Here is a 17,341-nt window from a genome sequence, read left to right on the forward strand (position 1 = left end):
GCGACGCCGGCGCGCAGCTACCAGAAATCGGAGACGTTAAGGTCAAATGAATACAGCGCGCGGCGCACCACCGGCAGGGAAAGCCCAATAACGGAGGAAGGATCGCCTTCGATGCGGTCAATGAACCAGCCGCCCATTGCCTCCAAAGTAAAAGCACCGGCGCACTGGAGTGGCTCACCGGATCGGGCATACGCTGCGATATCGGCTTCGCTGGCGTGGGCAAAGTGAACCGTGGTGGTAGATGTTTCCACATGGCGCCTATCGCCAAAGAGGAGGCAGTGGCCGGTAAGCAGCTCGGCCGTGCGGCCGGCTTGCTGGTGCCAGCGTTCGATGGTGGCTTCCTCGGTGTGCGGTTTGCCTTGTAACTCGCCGCCGAGCAACAGCATAGAATCGCCGCCGATGACGGGCTCGGTGGGGTAGCGCTCGGCCACCTTTTCGGCCTTGGCTGTCGCTAGGGCCGCCACGATATCGGCCGGTGGGCGGCCGGCGAGCGAGGCTTCAAGGGAGCGTTCATCAATGTCGGCCGGTTCCAAGACAGGTTCTACGCCCGCGCCGCGCAAGATGGACGCACGCGAGGGCGATTGGGAGGCGAGGATGAGCCGCATTAGAAGTACCGCACTGTATGGAAAGCGGAGGGATTATAAATGCGCTGCGACCCAAAGCGCTCGAAGCGCTCAGCCGGGGTGCCCCATTCATTGCGCTCGCCGGTAGCACCCGAGTGCTTTGCACTCATCTGCGCCAACACCGTGCGCAGGGCCGCGAGCTCGTCTTCAGTGGGATTGCCCTTTACTACCTTGATTTCAGGCGTAGACATCTCGCCTCCTAAACAGTTCCGTGCTTCTTGGGTACCTGCGCCACGGCCTTGCGCTCTAGCAGACGCAGGCCTTCCACCAGGTAGTGGCGGGTGGCGGAAGGCTCGATGACATTATCGGCCAGCCCGCGCTCCGCAGCGGCATACGGGTGCAAGAAGAGCTCGTCCATCTCTTCTTCCTTTTCCTCAGAGCCATAGATGGCCAGGGAAGCCTGGGAGGCTTGGGTGACGGCAATTTCTGCGGTGGGCCACGCGTAGACCAGGTCCGCCCCCAGGTCTTTTGCACCCATAAATACGTAGGCCGGGCCAATAGCCTTGCGGGTAATTACAGTGAGCTTGCCGACGCTCGCTTCGGCCTGCGCATAGGCAAACTTCGACGCCCTGCGAAGCAGGCCTGCCTTTTCCTCTTCCGGGGTAGGCACAAAGCCTGGGGAGTCCACGAATTCCACGATGGGAGTATTGAAGGCATCGCACGTGCGCACGAAGCGCGCGGCTTTTTCTGCGGCGGCGGAATCCAGTGCACCGGCCAATGCTAGCGGCTGGTTGGCAACGATGCCGACGGTGCGGCCATCGATGTAGGCAAAGCCAGTGACGATATTTTGGGCCGCTCCTGCAGAGAGTTCGAAGAATGACCCCTCATCGACTACAGCCTTAATGACATCGTTTATGTCATAGGCCTGCGCGGCGGTATCCGGAATGACGCTATTGAGATCAAAGTCCGCGACGCTACCGGCATCCACACGCGGCGCCTCTGCGCGGTTATTGGCGGGGAAGTAAGCCAAAACGTCGCGCACGAGGGACAAAGCCTGCTTGTCGTCGCTGGCCACCAGGTGAGCGGTGCCGGACTCTGCGTGGGCTGCGGCGCCGCCAAAGGTCTCTGGCGACGCGCCGGCCACGTGGCTGGCAGCCTGGTGGAGGGCGGTGCCTTGGGTGACTATGAGGACATCAGCAAACGTCGGCGCGAACGCCGCAATGCCGCTGGTATTGCCCGCGATAACGGAGATCTGCGGAATGAGGCCCGAGGCTTGGGAGACACGCGCCATGAGGCGGGCGTATCCAGCCATGGTGACGATGCCTTCTTCTACACGCGGGCCGGTGGATTCATAAATGCCGATAACGGGAACACCGGTCTTGATGGCGAGGTCATATACCTTGGTGAGCTTTTCGGCATAAACCTCCCCCATCGTGCCATCGAAGATTTCTCTGTCTTGGCTAAAGACGCACACGCGGCGGCCGTCGATAGTGCCGTAGCCGGTGACCACGCCATCGGTATAGGGGCGGTCATGCTCGCGGCCGAAATCGGTGGAGCGGTGGCGGGCCAGCGCGTCCGTTTCCACGAAGGATCCCTCATCGAGCAGCTGCGTCACGCGGGTGCGGGCGGCCGGCTCGCCTTCTCCCAGCGGCGCGCGGGACTCGGCAAGCTTGGCGTCCAGGTCCTCGATCTTGCCGGCGGTGGTTTTCAGGTCAGTCATAGGCCCCCACACTACTAGCGCACCCCGGTCAATGCGGAATGAAAGGCAGCAAGAGCGAGGAGTGAAAATCGTTTATGTGGTACTTGCCACCGCACCGTGGACTAAGCATTAAACCTGGGAATTCCTTGAATGGCACCCCGCTCGCTTACCCTATTGTGGGGGTGGTGTCCAGTGTAAACATTTTAGGGCGCTGGGCAGGTGAGTGCTAATTGTTGCATCTCAAGGGAGGTAAAAAGATTAGAAAAGTTTTCATTCAACTATTGATGTGAGTCTTGTAATCCCTTATTATTATATGAGTCTTCATGAATGTTTCCCCTGTTTTTTAACGATCTATTAAGGACGGTCTTCTGGTGATTAAAAAGGGACTGCGCTTGCTCGCACCGCTCGCCGTAGCGACTCTCTTCACGCCAGTGGCGCACGCGGGAGATATTCCCCCGATGCCGCAGGCATATCCCATTTCCAACCTCTATAAGAGCTGCAGTGCCGCTGGCGACAATGTCGAGCGCGAATGGCGCTTTGCAGAAACCGGCCGCCGCTACATGAGCGATGGCACCCTGCAGTTCAAAAACACCACCAATCAAGAAGTGCCCTACACCGCCGAGGTAGAAACCGGTACCAATCACGAGATTGATGCCAATTCTAAGGCCAAGCTGCCTTCTGGTTGGGACACCACCGCCAAGTCCGATATTGGTCTGAAGATGACCAATGGTTGGCGCGATAAAGAAACTTTCGGCCCAGTGAAGCTGAAGCCGGGTGAGTCCTTCCGCGTCGAGTACGGGGTCATCGAAAAGGACTTCATCTCCATGTTCGTGGGCTGCAATGATGACCGCCTGGAAAACATCCCGGGTGCCAACGTCATCCGCGGTAAGGGCCCGGCCGAGCGTTACGCCTTTGCCTACATCATTAAGGCAGATGGCTCCGTGTCCGATCTGGCCATGGAAATTCCTTCCCGCTCTCCGGGGGCAAACTCCAAGCCGATCGAGGGTAACTACACCTCCGTATCCGGCCCGAGCCTAGAAAAGATTGCCGATCCTAAAAAGGATGAGATCATGCAGCCGGCCGCGGAACTGCAGCGCGATCCATCCTGGCCAAAGGAAGGCGATAAGTGTGAAGCTGGCGATACCTCCTGGTACCCGCTGGACATCACCGCTGTAAAGCCGACCTACCGCAAGGCCGGCTACTCCACCGACTTCCTCAACTGGTCCAAGGGCGATTATGAATTCGCCCCAGTGACTGACTTCGTCGTTGGCGCCGAGCACGCCCCGTACACCAACTGGCAGGGCAACCGCGGCGATATTCCGAAGGGCTGGCTGGAGTCCGTCGGTGCCGTAAAGCGCGCCTACATGCCGGTCGGCACCGAGCTCAAGCACGTTGACCTCAAGCCAGGCGAGCGCGTGCGCGTGGAGTATGGCACCACCATGACCCGCATCAACTACCGCGAGATTCACTGCGGCAAGAGCGGAAACTACGACCTCACCTCTAACTACAAGCAGACCTCCGCCCCGAGTGGGTTCTGGGCAGAGGCCAAGATCACCGATAAGGCCGGCAATACCCGTACTGAGGACGTCACTCCGGACGAATTCCGCGACCTGCCGGTTCCGACCCAGACCATCTACTAAACCCCACCACACCTACACAAGGAGAAAGTTCCATGTTCAAGTCCAAGATTGCTTCTACCACCGCGGCTCTCGCCGTTGCCTCCGGCCTGATCTTCGCTCCGGCCGCTAACGCCCTACCACAGCGCGACCTAACCCCAGCTAACCCGACCACCATCGGCGAGCGCTGCTCCAACCCAGGTGACACCGGCCAGACCGTAAAGATCAAGCGCACCTATTTTGATGGCTCCGCCGGTTCCTGGACTGTGTCCAACTACAACGATGAGCCATTGCCTGTCACCCGTTCAATCAAGGAGACCAAGACAAAGACTTGGAACGTGTCTGCTGGCGTCGATTTCAAGCTGTTGGATCTCATTAATTTCACCTTCTCTTCCAGCTACACCGATAGCCAGTCCTACGAGGTAGGCGAACAGGTTGGTCCGTACGACATTGCTCCGGGCAAGACTGCCGTGCTGCGCGCCGGTTGGCTTGTTTCTGATTTCGAAGGTCAGAAGACCGTGTGTGGCTCCGACCACAAGTGGCAGGCTAATGGCGGCACCTTCACGGCTTCTCTGCCGAAGGAACGCCACGTCGAGGTTTCCACTCGCGATAACAACGATTGGGGCTAAACATGAGCAAGACGTCCATCGCCAGCGCCCTTGCGGCGCTGAGCCTGGTGGCCGCTCCTGTTGCCCACGCCGCTGATTTCGGTGGGGACTTCGAGCTGCCCCAGCGCTGGAACGACGATTATAAGCCGGGCACGCATTGCTCGACACCGGGTGAAAACGGCACCTACGTCACCGCAAAGCGCCGCTGGTTCAAACAGACTGATGCCACCAGCGTGGCCAACCGCAACGACGAAGAAGTGCCGGTCAAGCACACCGTCACCAAGGCCCGCACCCAGACCATCGAGGTCTCCGGCTCCGTTGAGGGTACCGGTGATCTGGCCAAGGTGTTGACCAAGACCTATGGCTTCAACTACGTCAGTGAGCAGCACTGGAAGCTAAACCAGGTGGTTGGTCCGTACACCCTGCCAGCGAATTCGCAGGGCAAGCTGGTGTGGGGCTTTACCATGCTCGATACTGACGGTCAGGACGTTCGTTGCAACTCTGACCAGCAGTGGGAAGCCCAGGGCAAGCCGTACTCGGCCTCCGTGCCAGAAGCGCGCTACTCTGAGCTGCGCTTGGAAGACGCCCCTGAGCGGAACTAATCCACCCCGTTAAGGAAGCGCCTCGCCAATCTGAAAGGACTGGCGAGGCGCTTTTCTTTCGGCTAGGCGCTTTCGGAAGCTTGAGTCGAGAGGACAGGGGTTAGGCAGGTAGCCAAGCGTAGCCATAAGGGCCAAGCTCCACCGGTCCGAGATCGATGGAGCGATCGCTGAAATTGTGCAGGCACAGCAGATCGCCGCGTTGGTAACCAAGGACGGCCTCTTCGCCGGTCTCAACCGGCTCACACGGCGCGGTACCGAGATCAGAGTGGGCATGGCGCTCGGCGATCATGGAGCGCACAGTATTGAGCAACGAGGCGGCGTCTTCAATCTGGGCGGCCACAGACGTTCCGCCTACAACCGGCAGCCGGGACGGCGCATTGATGCTGAAACCGGCGTGTTCGGAATCGTCCCACTGCATGGGGGTGCGGACCGCATAGCGGTCCGGAAGTGTCGTGTCATCGAGCATGCCAATCTCATCGCCGTAGTAGATAAACGGTGCGCCCGGCAGGGTCATCAATAGGGAAAACATCAGCTCCACCTTGCGGCGGTCGCCGTTCATCAGTGGCATAAGCCTGCGGGCAATACCCACGTGCGCGCGCATACTGTCTTCTGGCAGGTACTCCTGGTACATCAGATCTCGCACGGTATCGTCCACCATTTCCAAGGTGAGCTCATCGTGGTTGCGCAGGAAGGTACCCCACTGGCAGCCTTCCGGTAGGGAAGGCAGTTCGTCGAGGATGGAGTAGACCGGGGTGGCGTCGCCAAGCGCCAAAGCCTGATACAACCGCGGCATGACCGGGAAGTTGAAGACCATGTGGAAGCGCTCGCCCTGGCCGTAGAATTGCATGGTTTCGGCCGGCGGCTGGTTGGCCTCCGCGATGAGCACGGCATCCGGGTAGTGCGCGTCCATGAAGGAGCGAATCTTTTCCACAAACTCGATGGTCTCCGGCAAGGATTCGCCGCCTATACCATCGCGTTCAAAGAGATAAGCAATAGCATCGAGGCGCAGACCGTCCAAGCCCTTGTCCATCCAGAAAGACAAAATTTTGAATACTTCCTCCTGCACGGCCGGGTTATCGTAGTTCAAATCCGGCTGGTGGGAATAAAAGCGGTGGAAGTAGTACTGGCCGCGCTTGTCATCCCAAGTCCAGTTGGAAGTCTCCACGTCAGTGAAAATGACGCGGATTTCGGGGTAGCGCTCCGGGTCATCGCCCCAGACGTAGAAATCGCCATAGGGGCCTGTGGGATCCGTGCGGGAGGCCTGGAACCATGGGTGATCGGAGCTGGTGTGGTTGAGCGCCAAGTCCGTCATAATGCGCATGCCGCGGCGGTGCAGCTCCGCAATGAGCTCTTCAAAATCCTCCATCGTGCCATAATCTGGGTGGATGGAGTAGTAGTCCGCAATATCGTAGCCATCATCGCGCAAGGGGCTGGCATCAAACGGCGAAAGCCACAGGCAGTCCACGCCGAGCCATTGAAGGTAGTCCAGCTTATCGATGACCCCGCGCAGCGTTCCTACCTCCTTATCACCATCGGCCTTAAACGAGCCGACGAGGGCCTGGTAGAAGACTGCATTGTGGTACCAGCTCATGAAAGGTCCTTTCTTTTGGCCCGCCAGGTTAGGTAGGTAAGAAGGCACAGTACTCCGGCCACGAGACCGGGCCAGATGGCGGGGGAGTCGTGAAAGAGGTTGATGATGGCCTGAATAACCGCGAGGATGCTGAAGAAACCAAGGAAGCCCAGCGCGGTATCCCACAGCATGGCCCTGCGCATTAGGCCTTGACACCACCTGCGGTCAGGCCAGCGACGATGCGGTGCTGGAAGATAAGCACCATGATGACCAGTGGGATGGTAACCAGCGCGCCAGCGGCCATGGTCGCGGCATAGGGGTACTCAAAGGCCGAGGGGCCGGAGAAGCGTGCAATGGCCACGGTCACCGGCTCAGTATCGGTGGTGGAGAGCTGCTTGGCCAGCATGAACTCATTCCACGTGGTGATAAAGGCGATGATCGCGGTGGTAAACAGCGCTGGCGCCGCCAGTGGCAATAGCACCAAACGGAAAGCTTGAGAACGCGAGGCTCCATCTACCCGGGCTGCTTCTTCCAATTCCCAGGGAAGCTGGCGGAAGAAGCTCAGCAGCGTATAGACCGTGAGCGGAAGCGCGAAAGAAATATTAGGGATGATCATCGCACGGTAGGTGCCAATCCATTCCAAGTTGCCAAAGAGCTGGAAGAGCGGGGTGACCAAGGCAATGGCCGGGAACATGGAGGCAGCCAGGATAATGCCGGTCACGATTCCCTTGCCCGGAAAGTCATAGCGGGAGAGTGCATAGGCGGTAAAGACGCCGATGAGCACGGCCACCGCGGTGGTAATCAGTGAGATGAGAAGCGAGTTACCGAGCGCGGCAAGGAAGTCATTTCCCTTATCGGTAGCCAAGGCATCGCGGAAATTATCCAGCGTGACATGGGTAGGCCATGGCGTGGTATCAAAGGTGAATCGCTGATCCCGCAGCGCGGTTACCAGCATCCAGTAGAAGGGAGCGAGGCCCCAGAACATGATGAAAATGATGCCGGCGAAGTGTCCGAATTTACGCATTATTTAGCTGCCTTCCTGCCGGAGACATCCGCACCAAGGAAGCGAATGAGGATAAAGGCGACGACGAAGATAAGAAGGAAAATGAGGGTGGAGAGCGCGGAGGCGGAATTGAAGTTGCCTTGGCGCATATCCTCCACCACCAGCTGCGAGATGGTCGCGGTAGGGGAGTTGGAGGAGCTAGAAATCATGATGACCGGCAGGTCATACATGCGCAGTGCGTCCAGGGTGCGGAAGAGTACGGCCACCATGAGCGCCGGGCGCACCAGCGGGAGGGTGATCCGGAAGAACGTCTGGATACGATTGGCGCCGTCCACGCGGGCGGCGTCGTAGACGTCCTTAGGAATCATCTGCAGGCCCGCCAGGATAAGCAGTGCCATAAACGGGGCGGTCTTCCACACATCCGCGATGATGACGGCCAGGCGGGCGTAGAACGGGTCCGTGGTCCAGGCGATCTGTGCACCAAGCAGCGAGTTGACGATGCCATCCGGGGCAAACATGAACTGCCATAGCTTGGCCGTGACGGCCGTTGGAATGGCCCAGGGGATAAGTACCGCCGCACGAACTAGGCCACGGCCGCGGTACTCACCGTTCATGATGAGCGCCATCAGCATACCCAGGATGGTCTCCAGCAGCACGGTAACGACGGTGAAAAAGAGCGTAATCTTGACTGCGGGCCAGAAATCTGTGGCGATAACCCCCGGTGGGCAGGTGGAAATCTGGCCGGTACCGGAAACGCATCGGTTATTGATCCAGTACAGGTAATTTTCCAATCCGGCAAAACCGCCTTCCTCAAAAAGTCCCGTCTGCGGGTTGAGGTGCCTATTGCCTTGGAAGGACAGGAAGATGGCGCGGATGATGGGGTAGCCGATGATGACGGCGAGCACGATGAGCGCCGGAGCAATCAGCCCGGCCACGCGCCCGTAATTTTTGCGCTGGGGTTTCGGCGCTCTTGCCGACGCCCCTTTCGGCGTCCCCTTGGACGCAGTCGGCGAAGCTATAGCCACGCTGGTCCGCCTTTCTGTTAAAGAAATGCTGTCTATTGGCTAGATTCTATCCCCAATAGGGGAGTGAAAACCACAAAGGGTGAGGCGGCGGTATGCCCGCCTACCTCACCCGGATTGGGAATTTAACCCTGGGAAGCCGATTCGATGGCCGCCTTCATATCGGCGGTGGCATCATCGACCGACTTGTCATCCGTCAATGCAGCGTAGGCATTGTCCTGGATGGCCTTAGAAATCGCCGAGTAGAACGGGGAAACCGGGCGCGGTGCCGCGTTCTCCAAGGACTCCTTGAGCGCCGGCAGGTATGGGAACTCCTGCTGTAGCTGCGGGTCATCGTAGATGGAGGCCAAGACCGGTGGGAAGGACTGCTCCGCGAAGGACTTCTGGTTGTCCTCGTTGATGATGAACTTCATAAAGTCGAGCGCAGTGCCCTTATTCTTGGAGTTGATATTGATACCGTTGTTGTAGCCACCCAGCGTGGAAACGCCTACGCCGTCCTTGCCCAGTGGGGCCTGGACCTCGACGTCGACGCCGGCATCAACCGCATTGGAGTACATATATGGCCAGTTCACGGCGAAGGCGGTCTTTCCTTCAGTGAAGGCCATATTGGTTTCTTCCTCGGTGGCGGCGGTGGAGTCCTTGGAGATGGTCTTATCCTTGTACGCATCCACCATGGCCTGAAGACCGTCCTTGGCTTCCTTGGAATCCACGGTGACATTGCCGTCCTTATCCAAGACAGAGCCGCCCCAGCCTTCCATGAAGTCAGCGGTATTGAGCGCAAGGCCTTCATACTGCTTGAGCTGGGTGGTCAGACAGTTCTTGCCGTCTTCCAGCGCCTTACATGCAGATTTGAGATCTGCGAACTTCTCGGGAGCCTTATCCGCGAGCTTGGTATTGCGGAAAAGCAGCTGACCATTGGTGTTTTGCGGCAGCGCGTAGAGGACGTCGTTATAGGTGGCGGACTCTACGGTGGCCGGCAGTAGCTCATCCGTATTGGTTTCAAAATCACCATTGAGCGGCTGGAGCCACTGGTTGGCAGCGAACTCCGCGGTCCACACGACGTCCAGCGCCATGACATCGTAGTCATCGCTGCCCGCCTGCAGGGACTGCACGAGGGTCTCGCGCTGGGCGTCAGCCTCGCCGGCCAGCTCCTTGAGCGTGACCTTCTCGTCTGGGTGCTGCTCGTTCCACTTTTCGATGATGGGGGTCACCTTGTCCGTGTCATTTTTGCCCATGGCAAAAGTGATGGGGCCGTGCGCATCCGCCCCGCCTTCGGAGGAACCGCCCGCAGCGGAATCGGAGGAGGACGAAGAGCAGCCGGCCAGAGCCAGAACTGCAGTAGTCGCAACGGTGGTGCGAAGCAGGAATCTCTTCATGGAATTCACCTTTCGGAAAACTTTCGGTTCTTTAAACCTAAAATACGGAAATCGAAAGGTGGATAATTTTGACCTATTTAACTCTAAATGGGGGTAGTAAAGGGGGCGGCGGGAGGTTGGACTACGTACCTGCGGCACTGTGGCCCAGTGTCCGCCGTGGGGCTAATCCTGTGAGATACGGCGCCCCGTTTCTGGGTCAAAGCGGAGTGCTTCGCGCGGGTTGAATGTCAGTACGACATCTTCGCCGCGCTGTGGTGGGGTACCTTCGGCGCGAGCAACAAAGCGGTTTTCGCCCTCGGTGACGTAGACATAGGACTCGGCGCCCAGCTCTTCCACAATGTCCACCACGCCTTGGAAACCCACTGGACCCTTGTTGATAAACATCTTTTCTGGGCGTACACCTACGCGGCCGCCGTTGTAGTCAAAGATATTCATGGCTGGCGATCCGATGAAACCGGCGACGAATTCGTTTGCGGGGGCGTCATAAAGCTCGCGCGGCGGGGCAACTTGCTGCAGCTCGCCGTCCTTGAGCACCGCCACACGGTCACCCATGGTCATCGCCTCTACCTGGTCGTGGGTGACGTATATCGTCGTCGTACCCAGTCGCTGCTGCAGGCTGGCCAACTCGGCGCGGGTCTGAACGCGCAGCTTGGCATCCAGGTTGGATAGTGGCTCATCCATGAGGAAGGCCTTCGGCTCGCGCACAATGGCGCGGCCCATGGCCACGCGCTGGCGCTGGCCACCGGAAAGGTCCTTGGGCTTGCGCTTGAGGTAATCGGTCAGACCGAGTGTCTCCGCAGCTGCGTGTACCTTGGACTTGATGTCGGCCTTGGGCAACTTTGCCAGCTTCAAAGCAAAGCCCATGTTTTGTTCTACTGTCAGGTGTGGGTAAAGCGCATAATTCTGGAAGACCATGGCGATATCGCGATCGCCTGGCTCTAAGTTGGTCACGTCCTTGCCATCAATGGTGATGCGGCCGCTCGATGTCGGCTCTAATCCCGCCAGTGCGCGCAGCGTCGTGGATTTACCGCAGCCCGAAGGACCAACGAGCACCAGAAACTCGCCGTCCGCGATTTCGAGGTCCAAGTCCTTTACCGTGGGCGCGCTCGCGCCAGGGTAGGTGATATTGACCTTTTCAAAAGTGACCTTTGCCATGCGCAACACACTAGCACCATTGATGGCCGGTATCCTTAAAGCTTATGACTGCACTTGATTTGGAACGCATTCGCACCGCATTGGCCGATGATTTCACCACCATCGATTTCGTGGAAAAGACCGGCTCCACCAATACCGACTTGATGCAGGCCACCAACGTTGCGGATGGCACCGTGCTGCTTGCCGACGAACAACTTTCCGGCAAGGGACGTCTTGGCCGCTCCTGGACCGCGCCGGCCGGTTCGCAAGTCATTTTCTCTGTGCTTTTGCTGCCGGAATCTCTCGATCACTTGGGCACCCTACCTCTGGCCGCGGGCTTGGCGGTCACCGGTTCCATCGAGGGCACCGTGCTCAAGTGGCCGAATGATGTGCATATCGATGGCAATAAGCTGTGCGGCATCCTCGCTGAGGCCGGACCCGTGGGCCAGGCTTTCAAGACCGCGCCAAAGACCGAGCTCACCAAGGTGGAAGTGGGCAAGGCTGAACTTAATAAGGCTGAGGTCAACAAGGCGGAAGTAAATAAAACCGAAGTCAATAAGGCGGAGCTCAATAAAGCCGTAGGCAGTGCCTCACCTTCCGCGCGCGTCGTCGTAGGCATGGGCATCAATGTCACTTTGACCCGCGAGGACCTGCCGATTGAAAAGGCCACTTCGCTCGCGCTCGAAGGCCGCGATACCGACCGTACCGAGCTAGCCATTAACGTGCTGAAGAACCTGCGCCGTCGTATTGTGCAGTGGGAGAACCACGATCCGCAGCTCCTGCGCGATTACCGTGCGGTGTGTTCCTCACTGGGACAACAGGTGCGCCTAGAAACTCCATCCGGCGATGTTATTGGGCACGTGGATGAAATCGGCGAGGACGGCCGCATCATGGTCGCTGGTGAGTACTATTCCGCGGGCGATGTCACGCATCTGCGCCCACAGCAGTAGACCGCACAAGAGACACGGGAGGTAGCATCCATAGCTATGGGATTAATGAAGATGGGCCAAGGCGAGATCAAGCGCGCAGATGTCTCCGCGCCTTTTCGCGCATTGATTTTCCCTTTTCTCGAGCTCATCCTCATTACCGGTCTACTGTGGATTGCCATCGGTTGGTGCGATGTCCAAGCAGTAGACCCGATGCTGCGCAATGGACTGGTCGCGGTGTGGGCGCTGTTGGGAATCTGGCGCTTTGTCATCCCGCTTTATAAGGCCCGTCGCAAGCGCTTCATAGTGACCAACCGGCGCGTCATCGCGCGCGAGGGGCGCACTATCGATTCGATTCCGCTGCAGGATATTCGCGGTGCTCGAAAACGACGCGGCGGAGTGTCTCTAGCCATCCATGGTTGGGACCGCGCCATGTATTTCCCTAATGTTGCTAAGCCCAAGCGCGTGGCTGAGATTATTAATGATCGCCCTTGGTTTTAACCTCAGTGGTGTGCAGCTGGCTATCCAGGTCCTCCGGCGAGAGGTTGGCGCGGCTAAATTCCTGCGTCAGCGGCAGGCGCAGCTCTAAATCAGAGGCGGGGCAAAGCTCAACCGTTGCCTTATCTACTACGTAGTCCAAAACGTGCCCACCGGAGGTGCGGGCGGCGTCGATAAAGTGCACGTGACAGCCTGGCACCGAAATTCCTTTTTCATAAACGGGGGTGCGGAAGCCGCCGATGACTCCTTCGACGTTCTGAAAGTGCAGCTCTTTATCTCCGCCGACGGCCTCTGACATCGGTGGGTAGGGCTTTTCCTGCTTGACCACCGTGCGGGTGGTGACCTCCTTAAAAGTGCCCACGATGCGCACCGCATACATGTAGTTGGCGGAAGGCTCGAGCCTATCGATAAAGGCGGAGAGCTGATCGCGGCGCAGGCCCGCGGGGGCGTCGGCAGTAATGCGAGGAACAAAATTGGTGGCTACCGCATAGGGGGTGCGCTGATCCAAATCTGCAATCTGTGCGGAACCATCGCCCCGCAGTTGGTAGCAGGTGCCGTCCAAAATGATCATCTCACCGTCGAGGCCATCGAAGGTGCCCAAGCCGAAGTTTCCCTTACCTAGCAGCTCTGAAATGGTCATTTCGCCGTCATAAATGCCATCAAGCAAAGCGGTCATGAGTGAATTTTGGAAGATGGTATGACGAGTGAACATAGTATCCAGGCTAGTATTGGGGGACGTGAGTGACTTAAAGCCTATTGTAACTGTTTGTGGCGACGGCCAGCTGGCCCGCATGATGCAGCCGGCCGCCGCGGAGCTCGATATTCACCTGCGGATTCTAGCCAGCAAGCCGGATTCTTCCGCGGCGCAGGTCACCCCGGACGTGGTGCTGGGGGACTATACCTCCCTGGAGGAGCTACGCGGCGTGGCCGAGGGCGCGGATGCCATCACTTTCGAGCACGAGCACGTGCCCAATGAACACTCCACCGCGCTTATCGACGCCGGATTTAACGTCCAGCCCCAGCCCACCGCCCTCATTTACGCGCAGGACAAGCTAAAGATGCGCGAAAAGCTCGCCGCATTCGGAGCACCCGTGCCGCGCTTTGCTGCAATCGATTCGGTGGCCGATGCCCGCGCCTTCTTCGACGCCGTCGATGGTCGCGTCTGCCTCAAGGCCCGCCGCGGTGGCTACGACGGCAAGGGCGTGTGGTTCCCCACCGCCGATAATTGCTTTGAGCTGGTTTCCGAGCTGCTCGAGGCCGGTACCCCTCTCATGGCTGAGGAAAAGGTGGACCTGACCCGCGAGCTTTCCATCCTCGTTGCCCGCCGCCCCTCCGGTGAGGTCAAGGTGTGGCCGATTACCCAATCCCGCCAGGAAAACGGCATCTGTGCCGAGGCCATCGCGCCCGCCCCCGGCCTTACCCCGGAACTTTCCCAGCGCGCTTCCGAGCTGGGACTGTCTATTGCCGAGTCCTTGGGCGTGACCGGCGTGCTCGCCGTAGAACTCTTTGCCTTTGACGGCCCCGAGGGCGAGGACATCTCCGTCAATGAACTGGCCATGCGTCCGCATAACACCGGTCACTGGACTCAGGACGGCTGTGTTACTTCCCAGTTTGAGCAGCACCTGCGCGCCGTGCTCGACCTCCCGCTAGGTGCGGTCGATGCGCTTGCCCCCGTCACCGTCATGGCCAATGTCTTGGGAACCGACGAAGATCCTGCCATGCCCATGCCGGAGCGCGTTCGTGAAGTAATGAAGCGTTACCCGCAGGCCAAGATTCACCTCTACGGCAAGGACCACCGCCCTGGCCGCAAGATTGGCCACGTCAACGTTACCGGTGAGGACACCGACGAGACCCTGACCATCGCCCGCCAGGCAGCGCACTACCTCGTGCACGCCGAATGGGCATAAAACTCTGCTTGTAGAAAGGACAGCATGCAACCACACGTAGGCATCATCATGGGTTCTGATTCTGATTGGCCCACCGTTGAACCCGCCGCCCAGGTCCTCGCAGACTTTGGCATCCCCTTCGAAGTTGGCGTGGTCAGCGCTCACCGCACCCCAGAAAAGATGCTCGCATACGCAAAAGAAGCCCATACCCGCGGCCTGAAAGCGATTATCGCCTGTGCCGGTGGCGCCGCGCACTTGCCCGGCATGGTTGCAGCGGCCACGCCGCTGCCAGTCATCGGCATCCCGCGCGCTTTGAAGGAGCTCGATGGCCTCGACTCTCTTCTTTCCATCGTGCAGATGCCCGGTGGTGTGCCGGTCGCCACCGTTTCTATCGGCGGTGCAAAAAACGCCGGCCTGCTTGCTGCGCGCATTCTCGGGGCAGGTGACCCCGCTATACAGGACAAGATGGTGGATTACCAAAAGCAGATGGCCGAGGAAGTCGAGCAGAAGGATAAGAACCTGCGCGACAAGCTGCTGGGAGAGTAGCTCTTAGGAAAAGAAGTAAATAAAACAAGCACGTTTAGCCACAACCGCGGAGGTTTCGGCAAAGCGTGCTTGTCTTCTGCGCGGTGACGTCGACGAACGCTAGAAGGGCACGCCGGAGCGCAAGATGACATTGGCAAACGGCGTGGTGGAACCGGTGCGCACGACAAAGGAGGCGCGGGCAACTTCGCGTTTGAGGTCGTCATGGGAGACCTCGGTGAGGGGTACTGCGGGAAGCAAGGAACGCACCTCGGTCGGGATGGAATCGGCGATGGTGGCGGCTTCGACTACGACTTCGTCGAGGAGGGCGGCCAGCGTATCGGCAAAGGTGGGGATGCCGAAGGTAAGCGTGAGGTCGATGACTGAAACATCGTGAGGAATGGGCAGGCCGCAATCAGCGATGACAAAGGTATCAGTGTGGCCAAGGCGCGCAACGGCACCGGCGAGCGCGGGATTAAGGAGACCGGACTTACGCATTGGTGACCTCCGGCAAAGTGGATGCGGTCGTGGGGTAGGAGGGCTGCGCGCCGTTACCGGTGGCGGCGAAGGCGCCGACGCGGGCGGCGAAGGTGGCGGCATCGACAAGCGAGGCTCCAGCGAGGAGCTGGGCGCAAAAGGCACCTGCGAAGGCATCGCCGGCGCCGGTGGTATCCACGGCGGTCACGCGCGGGGTGGGGATATCCGCGCCGCCTTCCGGGTTAGCAACGTAGGCGCCGTGGGCGCCAAGGGTCAGCACGACGGAACGGAAACCGGCCTCTACCAGGCGGTGGGCGAGCTCGCGCGGGGCGCCTTCAGCTGGCAGGCCGAGCTGGTCCAAGATGAGCCCCGCTTCGTGTTCGTTGGCCAGCAGGGGATCGGCCTGCAGAAGCGAGTCACGGTCGACCTCGACTACCGGAGCGAGGTTAACCACCACGCGACCTTGCGCAGCGTCGACTGCCGCCTGAAAACCAGAGGCAGGGATCTCGCCTTGGAGGAGAACCACGTCGGCATCGGCGATGGTGGAGGCGCGGGCGGTGACAAAGGGGGCGTCGACAAGCGCATTGGCGCCGGGGGAGATGACGATGGTGTTCTCGCCATCGGCCGAGACGGTAATGACGGCGAGGCCCGTATTGGTATCGGCCTGCTCCACCGTGCCGAGATCGATTCCGGAGGTGCGCATATAGTACATGGCGGGCTCAGCATAAGGATCGGAGCCCACCGCGCCCACAAAAGCCACGTTGGCGCCCAGCTGCGCCGCCGCAACGGCCTGATTGGCGCCCTTGCCTCCAGCTAAAATCTCGCCGCCGGAGCCCAGCAGGGTTTCGCCGGGCTGCGGGTGGCGCTCGGCGTGGACGATGAGATCGGCATTGATGGATCCGACGACGGTTAGCTTGCTCATTGGAAATCCTCTACATTGTCGCGGGTGACGGTGATGACCTCGACGGGGACGTTCTTCTCCGCCGTGCCACCGTGCAGGAGCGCTGCGGCTTGTTCGATGGCGCGGGCACCGAGCTCTGCGGGCTGCTGGGCGATGGTAGCTTCCAGCTTGCCATCTTTGACTGCCTTGAGGCCATCGAAGGTGCCGTCAAAAGCCACCACCTTGACCTCAGTACCGGCGCGCGAGCCCAAGGCTTCGACCGCGCCGAGCGCCATTTCATCGTTTTCTGCAAAGATCGCCTTGATATCGGGGTTGGCTTGCAGCAGGTTGGTGGCAACGTTGAGGCCCTCCGTACGGTCAAAATTCGCCGATTGCTTGCCGACGACCCGAATATCCCCGTACTTCGCAATCTGCTCTGCAAAGCCTTTGCCGCGCTCGCGCGAGGCGGAGGTACCGGCGGTGCCCTGCAGGATAAGTATCTCTCCCTTTTCCCCGATGGAATGCGCGAGTGTATTCGCCGCCTGTGCGCCGCCGGCGACGTTATCGGAGGCCACCATGGAATCCAGTTCTACGCCGTTGACGTCGCGGTCCACGCCGATAACCGGTACGCCGTCATCCTTGATGCCGCGCACGGCCGGGGCGACGGCATCGGAATCGGTGGGGTTAACCACGACGACCTTGGCTCCCATTGACGTGGCATTGCCCAGTTGATTGACCTGTTGGGCGGGGTCATCGGAGGCGTCTTGGATATCCAGCGGAACGCCGAGCTCCTTGGCCTTATCTTGTGCGCCGTGGCGCAGCTCAACGAAGAAGGGGTTGGTCTGTGTCGACAGCGCTAGCGTGATGCGGTTGCGGTCTTCTTCCGAACGATTGCAGGAGGCAAGGCCAAGCGCGAGGGCGGGCACGAGAAGGGTGGCGATGAGCTTTTTCATGGTGGG

At 59.5% G+C, this 17,341-nt stretch carries 19 protein-coding genes; 7 read left to right on the forward strand and 12 right to left on the reverse strand.

The window, feature by feature from the left end; translation table 11 throughout:
- Positions 1–17: 17 nt before the first annotated feature.
- From WMP96_RS04235 to WMP96_RS04245, 3 genes are read right to left on the reverse strand one after another with little or no spacing between them, the layout of a single operon-like run.
- Positions 18–605 carry a Maf family protein gene (locus WMP96_RS04235; protein WP_023020697.1) on the reverse strand — a complete coding sequence of 196 codons (588 nt, stop codon included), beginning with the start codon at positions 603–605 and terminating at the stop codon, positions 18–20.
- Complete coding sequence (locus WMP96_RS04240; RefSeq protein ID WP_301716096.1) at positions 605–814, reverse strand: acyl-CoA carboxylase subunit epsilon; 210 nt, start codon at positions 812–814, stop codon at positions 605–607. The genes WMP96_RS04235 and WMP96_RS04240 overlap by 1 nt, the downstream gene beginning before the upstream one ends.
- An 8-nt stretch (positions 815–822) precedes the next feature.
- The gene (locus tag WMP96_RS04245; protein ID WP_301716095.1) at positions 823–2,283 is read right to left on the reverse strand and encodes an acyl-CoA carboxylase subunit beta; all 1,461 of its coding nucleotides are present in this window, start codon (positions 2,281–2,283) and stop codon (positions 823–825) included.
- A 350-nt stretch (positions 2,284–2,633) separates the two neighbouring features.
- Between WMP96_RS04245 and WMP96_RS04250 the strand changes: the two genes are divergently transcribed.
- From WMP96_RS04250 to WMP96_RS04260, 3 genes are read left to right on the forward strand one after another with little or no spacing between them, the layout of a single operon-like run.
- Complete coding sequence (locus tag WMP96_RS04250; RefSeq protein ID WP_023020700.1) at positions 2,634–3,902, forward strand: hypothetical protein; 1,269 nt, start codon at positions 2,634–2,636, stop codon at positions 3,900–3,902.
- 32 nt (positions 3,903–3,934) lie between these two features.
- A complete protein-coding gene (locus WMP96_RS04255; protein ID WP_301716094.1) occupies positions 3,935–4,507 on the forward strand; it encodes a hypothetical protein in 573 nt (190 codons plus the stop codon).
- Positions 4,508–4,509: 2 nt separating this feature from the next.
- The gene (locus WMP96_RS04260) at positions 4,510–5,088 is read left to right on the forward strand and encodes a hypothetical protein (RefSeq protein WP_340432202.1); all 579 of its coding nucleotides are present in this window, start codon (positions 4,510–4,512) and stop codon (positions 5,086–5,088) included.
- Positions 5,089–5,188: 100 nt separating this feature from the next.
- On the opposite strand, the gene WMP96_RS04265 is transcribed toward WMP96_RS04260, so the two are convergent.
- The 5 genes from WMP96_RS04265 to WMP96_RS04285 all read right to left on the reverse strand — a co-directional run bounded on the left by WMP96_RS04265 (position 5,189) and on the right by WMP96_RS04285 (position 11,214).
- Positions 5,189–6,679, reverse strand: coding sequence for an alpha-amylase family protein (locus WMP96_RS04265; RefSeq protein WP_340432203.1), 1,491 nt, complete (start codon positions 6,677–6,679; stop codon positions 5,189–5,191).
- A gap of 181 nt (positions 6,680–6,860) precedes the next feature.
- Positions 6,861–7,682, reverse strand: coding sequence for a carbohydrate ABC transporter permease (locus WMP96_RS04270; RefSeq protein ID WP_023020705.1), 822 nt, complete (start codon positions 7,680–7,682; stop codon positions 6,861–6,863).
- Positions 7,682–8,686 (reverse strand): carbohydrate ABC transporter permease, encoded by a 1,005-nt coding sequence (locus WMP96_RS04275; protein WP_023020706.1) that lies wholly within the window; start codon positions 8,684–8,686, stop codon positions 7,682–7,684. Before WMP96_RS04275 ends, WMP96_RS04270 begins: the two co-directional genes overlap by 1 nt.
- A gap of 122 nt (positions 8,687–8,808) precedes the next feature.
- On the reverse strand, positions 8,809–10,059 hold the full coding sequence (locus tag WMP96_RS04280; RefSeq protein ID WP_301716092.1) for an ABC transporter substrate-binding protein: 1,251 nt from the start codon (positions 10,057–10,059) through the stop codon (positions 8,809–8,811).
- A gap of 162 nt (positions 10,060–10,221) precedes the next feature.
- Positions 10,222–11,214 carry an ABC transporter ATP-binding protein gene (locus WMP96_RS04285; RefSeq protein WP_200288156.1) on the reverse strand — a complete coding sequence of 331 codons (993 nt, stop codon included), beginning with the start codon at positions 11,212–11,214 and terminating at the stop codon, positions 10,222–10,224.
- 44 nt (positions 11,215–11,258) lie between these two features.
- Between WMP96_RS04285 and WMP96_RS04290 the strand changes: the two genes are divergently transcribed.
- Both WMP96_RS04290 and WMP96_RS04295 read left to right on the forward strand, forming a co-directional pair.
- Positions 11,259–12,143, forward strand: a complete 885-nt coding sequence (locus WMP96_RS04290; protein ID WP_301716091.1) for a biotin--[acetyl-CoA-carboxylase] ligase — start codon at positions 11,259–11,261, stop codon at positions 12,141–12,143.
- Between the two features lie 36 nt (positions 12,144–12,179).
- A complete protein-coding gene (locus tag WMP96_RS04295; protein ID WP_023020710.1) occupies positions 12,180–12,620 on the forward strand; it encodes a hypothetical protein in 441 nt (146 codons plus the stop codon).
- On the opposite strand, the gene budA is transcribed toward WMP96_RS04295, so the two are convergent.
- On the reverse strand, positions 12,598–13,329 hold the full coding sequence (budA, locus tag WMP96_RS04300) for an acetolactate decarboxylase (protein WP_023020711.1): 732 nt from the start codon (positions 13,327–13,329) through the stop codon (positions 12,598–12,600). The two genes, WMP96_RS04295 and budA, sit on opposite strands and share 23 nt — an antisense overlap.
- 79 nt (positions 13,330–13,408) lie before the next feature.
- On the opposite strand from budA, the gene WMP96_RS04305 reads away from it, so the two are divergent.
- Together WMP96_RS04305 and purE are read left to right on the forward strand one after the other, a co-directional pair.
- Complete coding sequence (locus WMP96_RS04305) at positions 13,409–14,524, forward strand: 5-(carboxyamino)imidazole ribonucleotide synthase (RefSeq protein ID WP_340432247.1); 1,116 nt, start codon at positions 13,409–13,411, stop codon at positions 14,522–14,524.
- A 24-nt stretch (positions 14,525–14,548) separates the two neighbouring features.
- Entirely contained in the window at positions 14,549–15,049 is a 501-nt protein-coding gene (purE, locus tag WMP96_RS04310) for a 5-(carboxyamino)imidazole ribonucleotide mutase (RefSeq protein ID WP_301716090.1), read from the forward strand.
- Positions 15,050–15,148: 99 nt separating this feature from the next.
- Here the strand turns inward: purE and rbsD are convergent, their stop codons facing one another.
- From rbsD to WMP96_RS04325, 3 genes are read right to left on the reverse strand one after another with little or no spacing between them, the layout of a single operon-like run.
- The gene (gene rbsD / locus WMP96_RS04315; RefSeq protein WP_301716089.1) at positions 15,149–15,523 is read right to left on the reverse strand and encodes a D-ribose pyranase; all 375 of its coding nucleotides are present in this window, start codon (positions 15,521–15,523) and stop codon (positions 15,149–15,151) included.
- Positions 15,516–16,424: a ribokinase gene (locus tag WMP96_RS04320; RefSeq protein ID WP_301716088.1), complete on the reverse strand. Its 909-nt coding sequence runs from the start codon at positions 16,422–16,424 to the stop codon at positions 15,516–15,518. The genes rbsD and WMP96_RS04320 overlap by 8 nt, the downstream gene beginning before the upstream one ends.
- On the reverse strand, positions 16,421–17,335 hold the full coding sequence (locus tag WMP96_RS04325) for a substrate-binding domain-containing protein (protein ID WP_301716087.1): 915 nt from the start codon (positions 17,333–17,335) through the stop codon (positions 16,421–16,423). The genes WMP96_RS04320 and WMP96_RS04325 overlap by 4 nt, the downstream gene beginning before the upstream one ends.
- Positions 17,336–17,341 lie beyond the last annotated feature (6 nt).

Origin of the sequence: Corynebacterium sp. KPL4035 (genome assembly GCF_037908325.1) — a bacterium.
Lineage (GTDB): Bacteria > Actinomycetota > Actinomycetes > Mycobacteriales > Mycobacteriaceae > Corynebacterium > Corynebacterium kefirresidentii.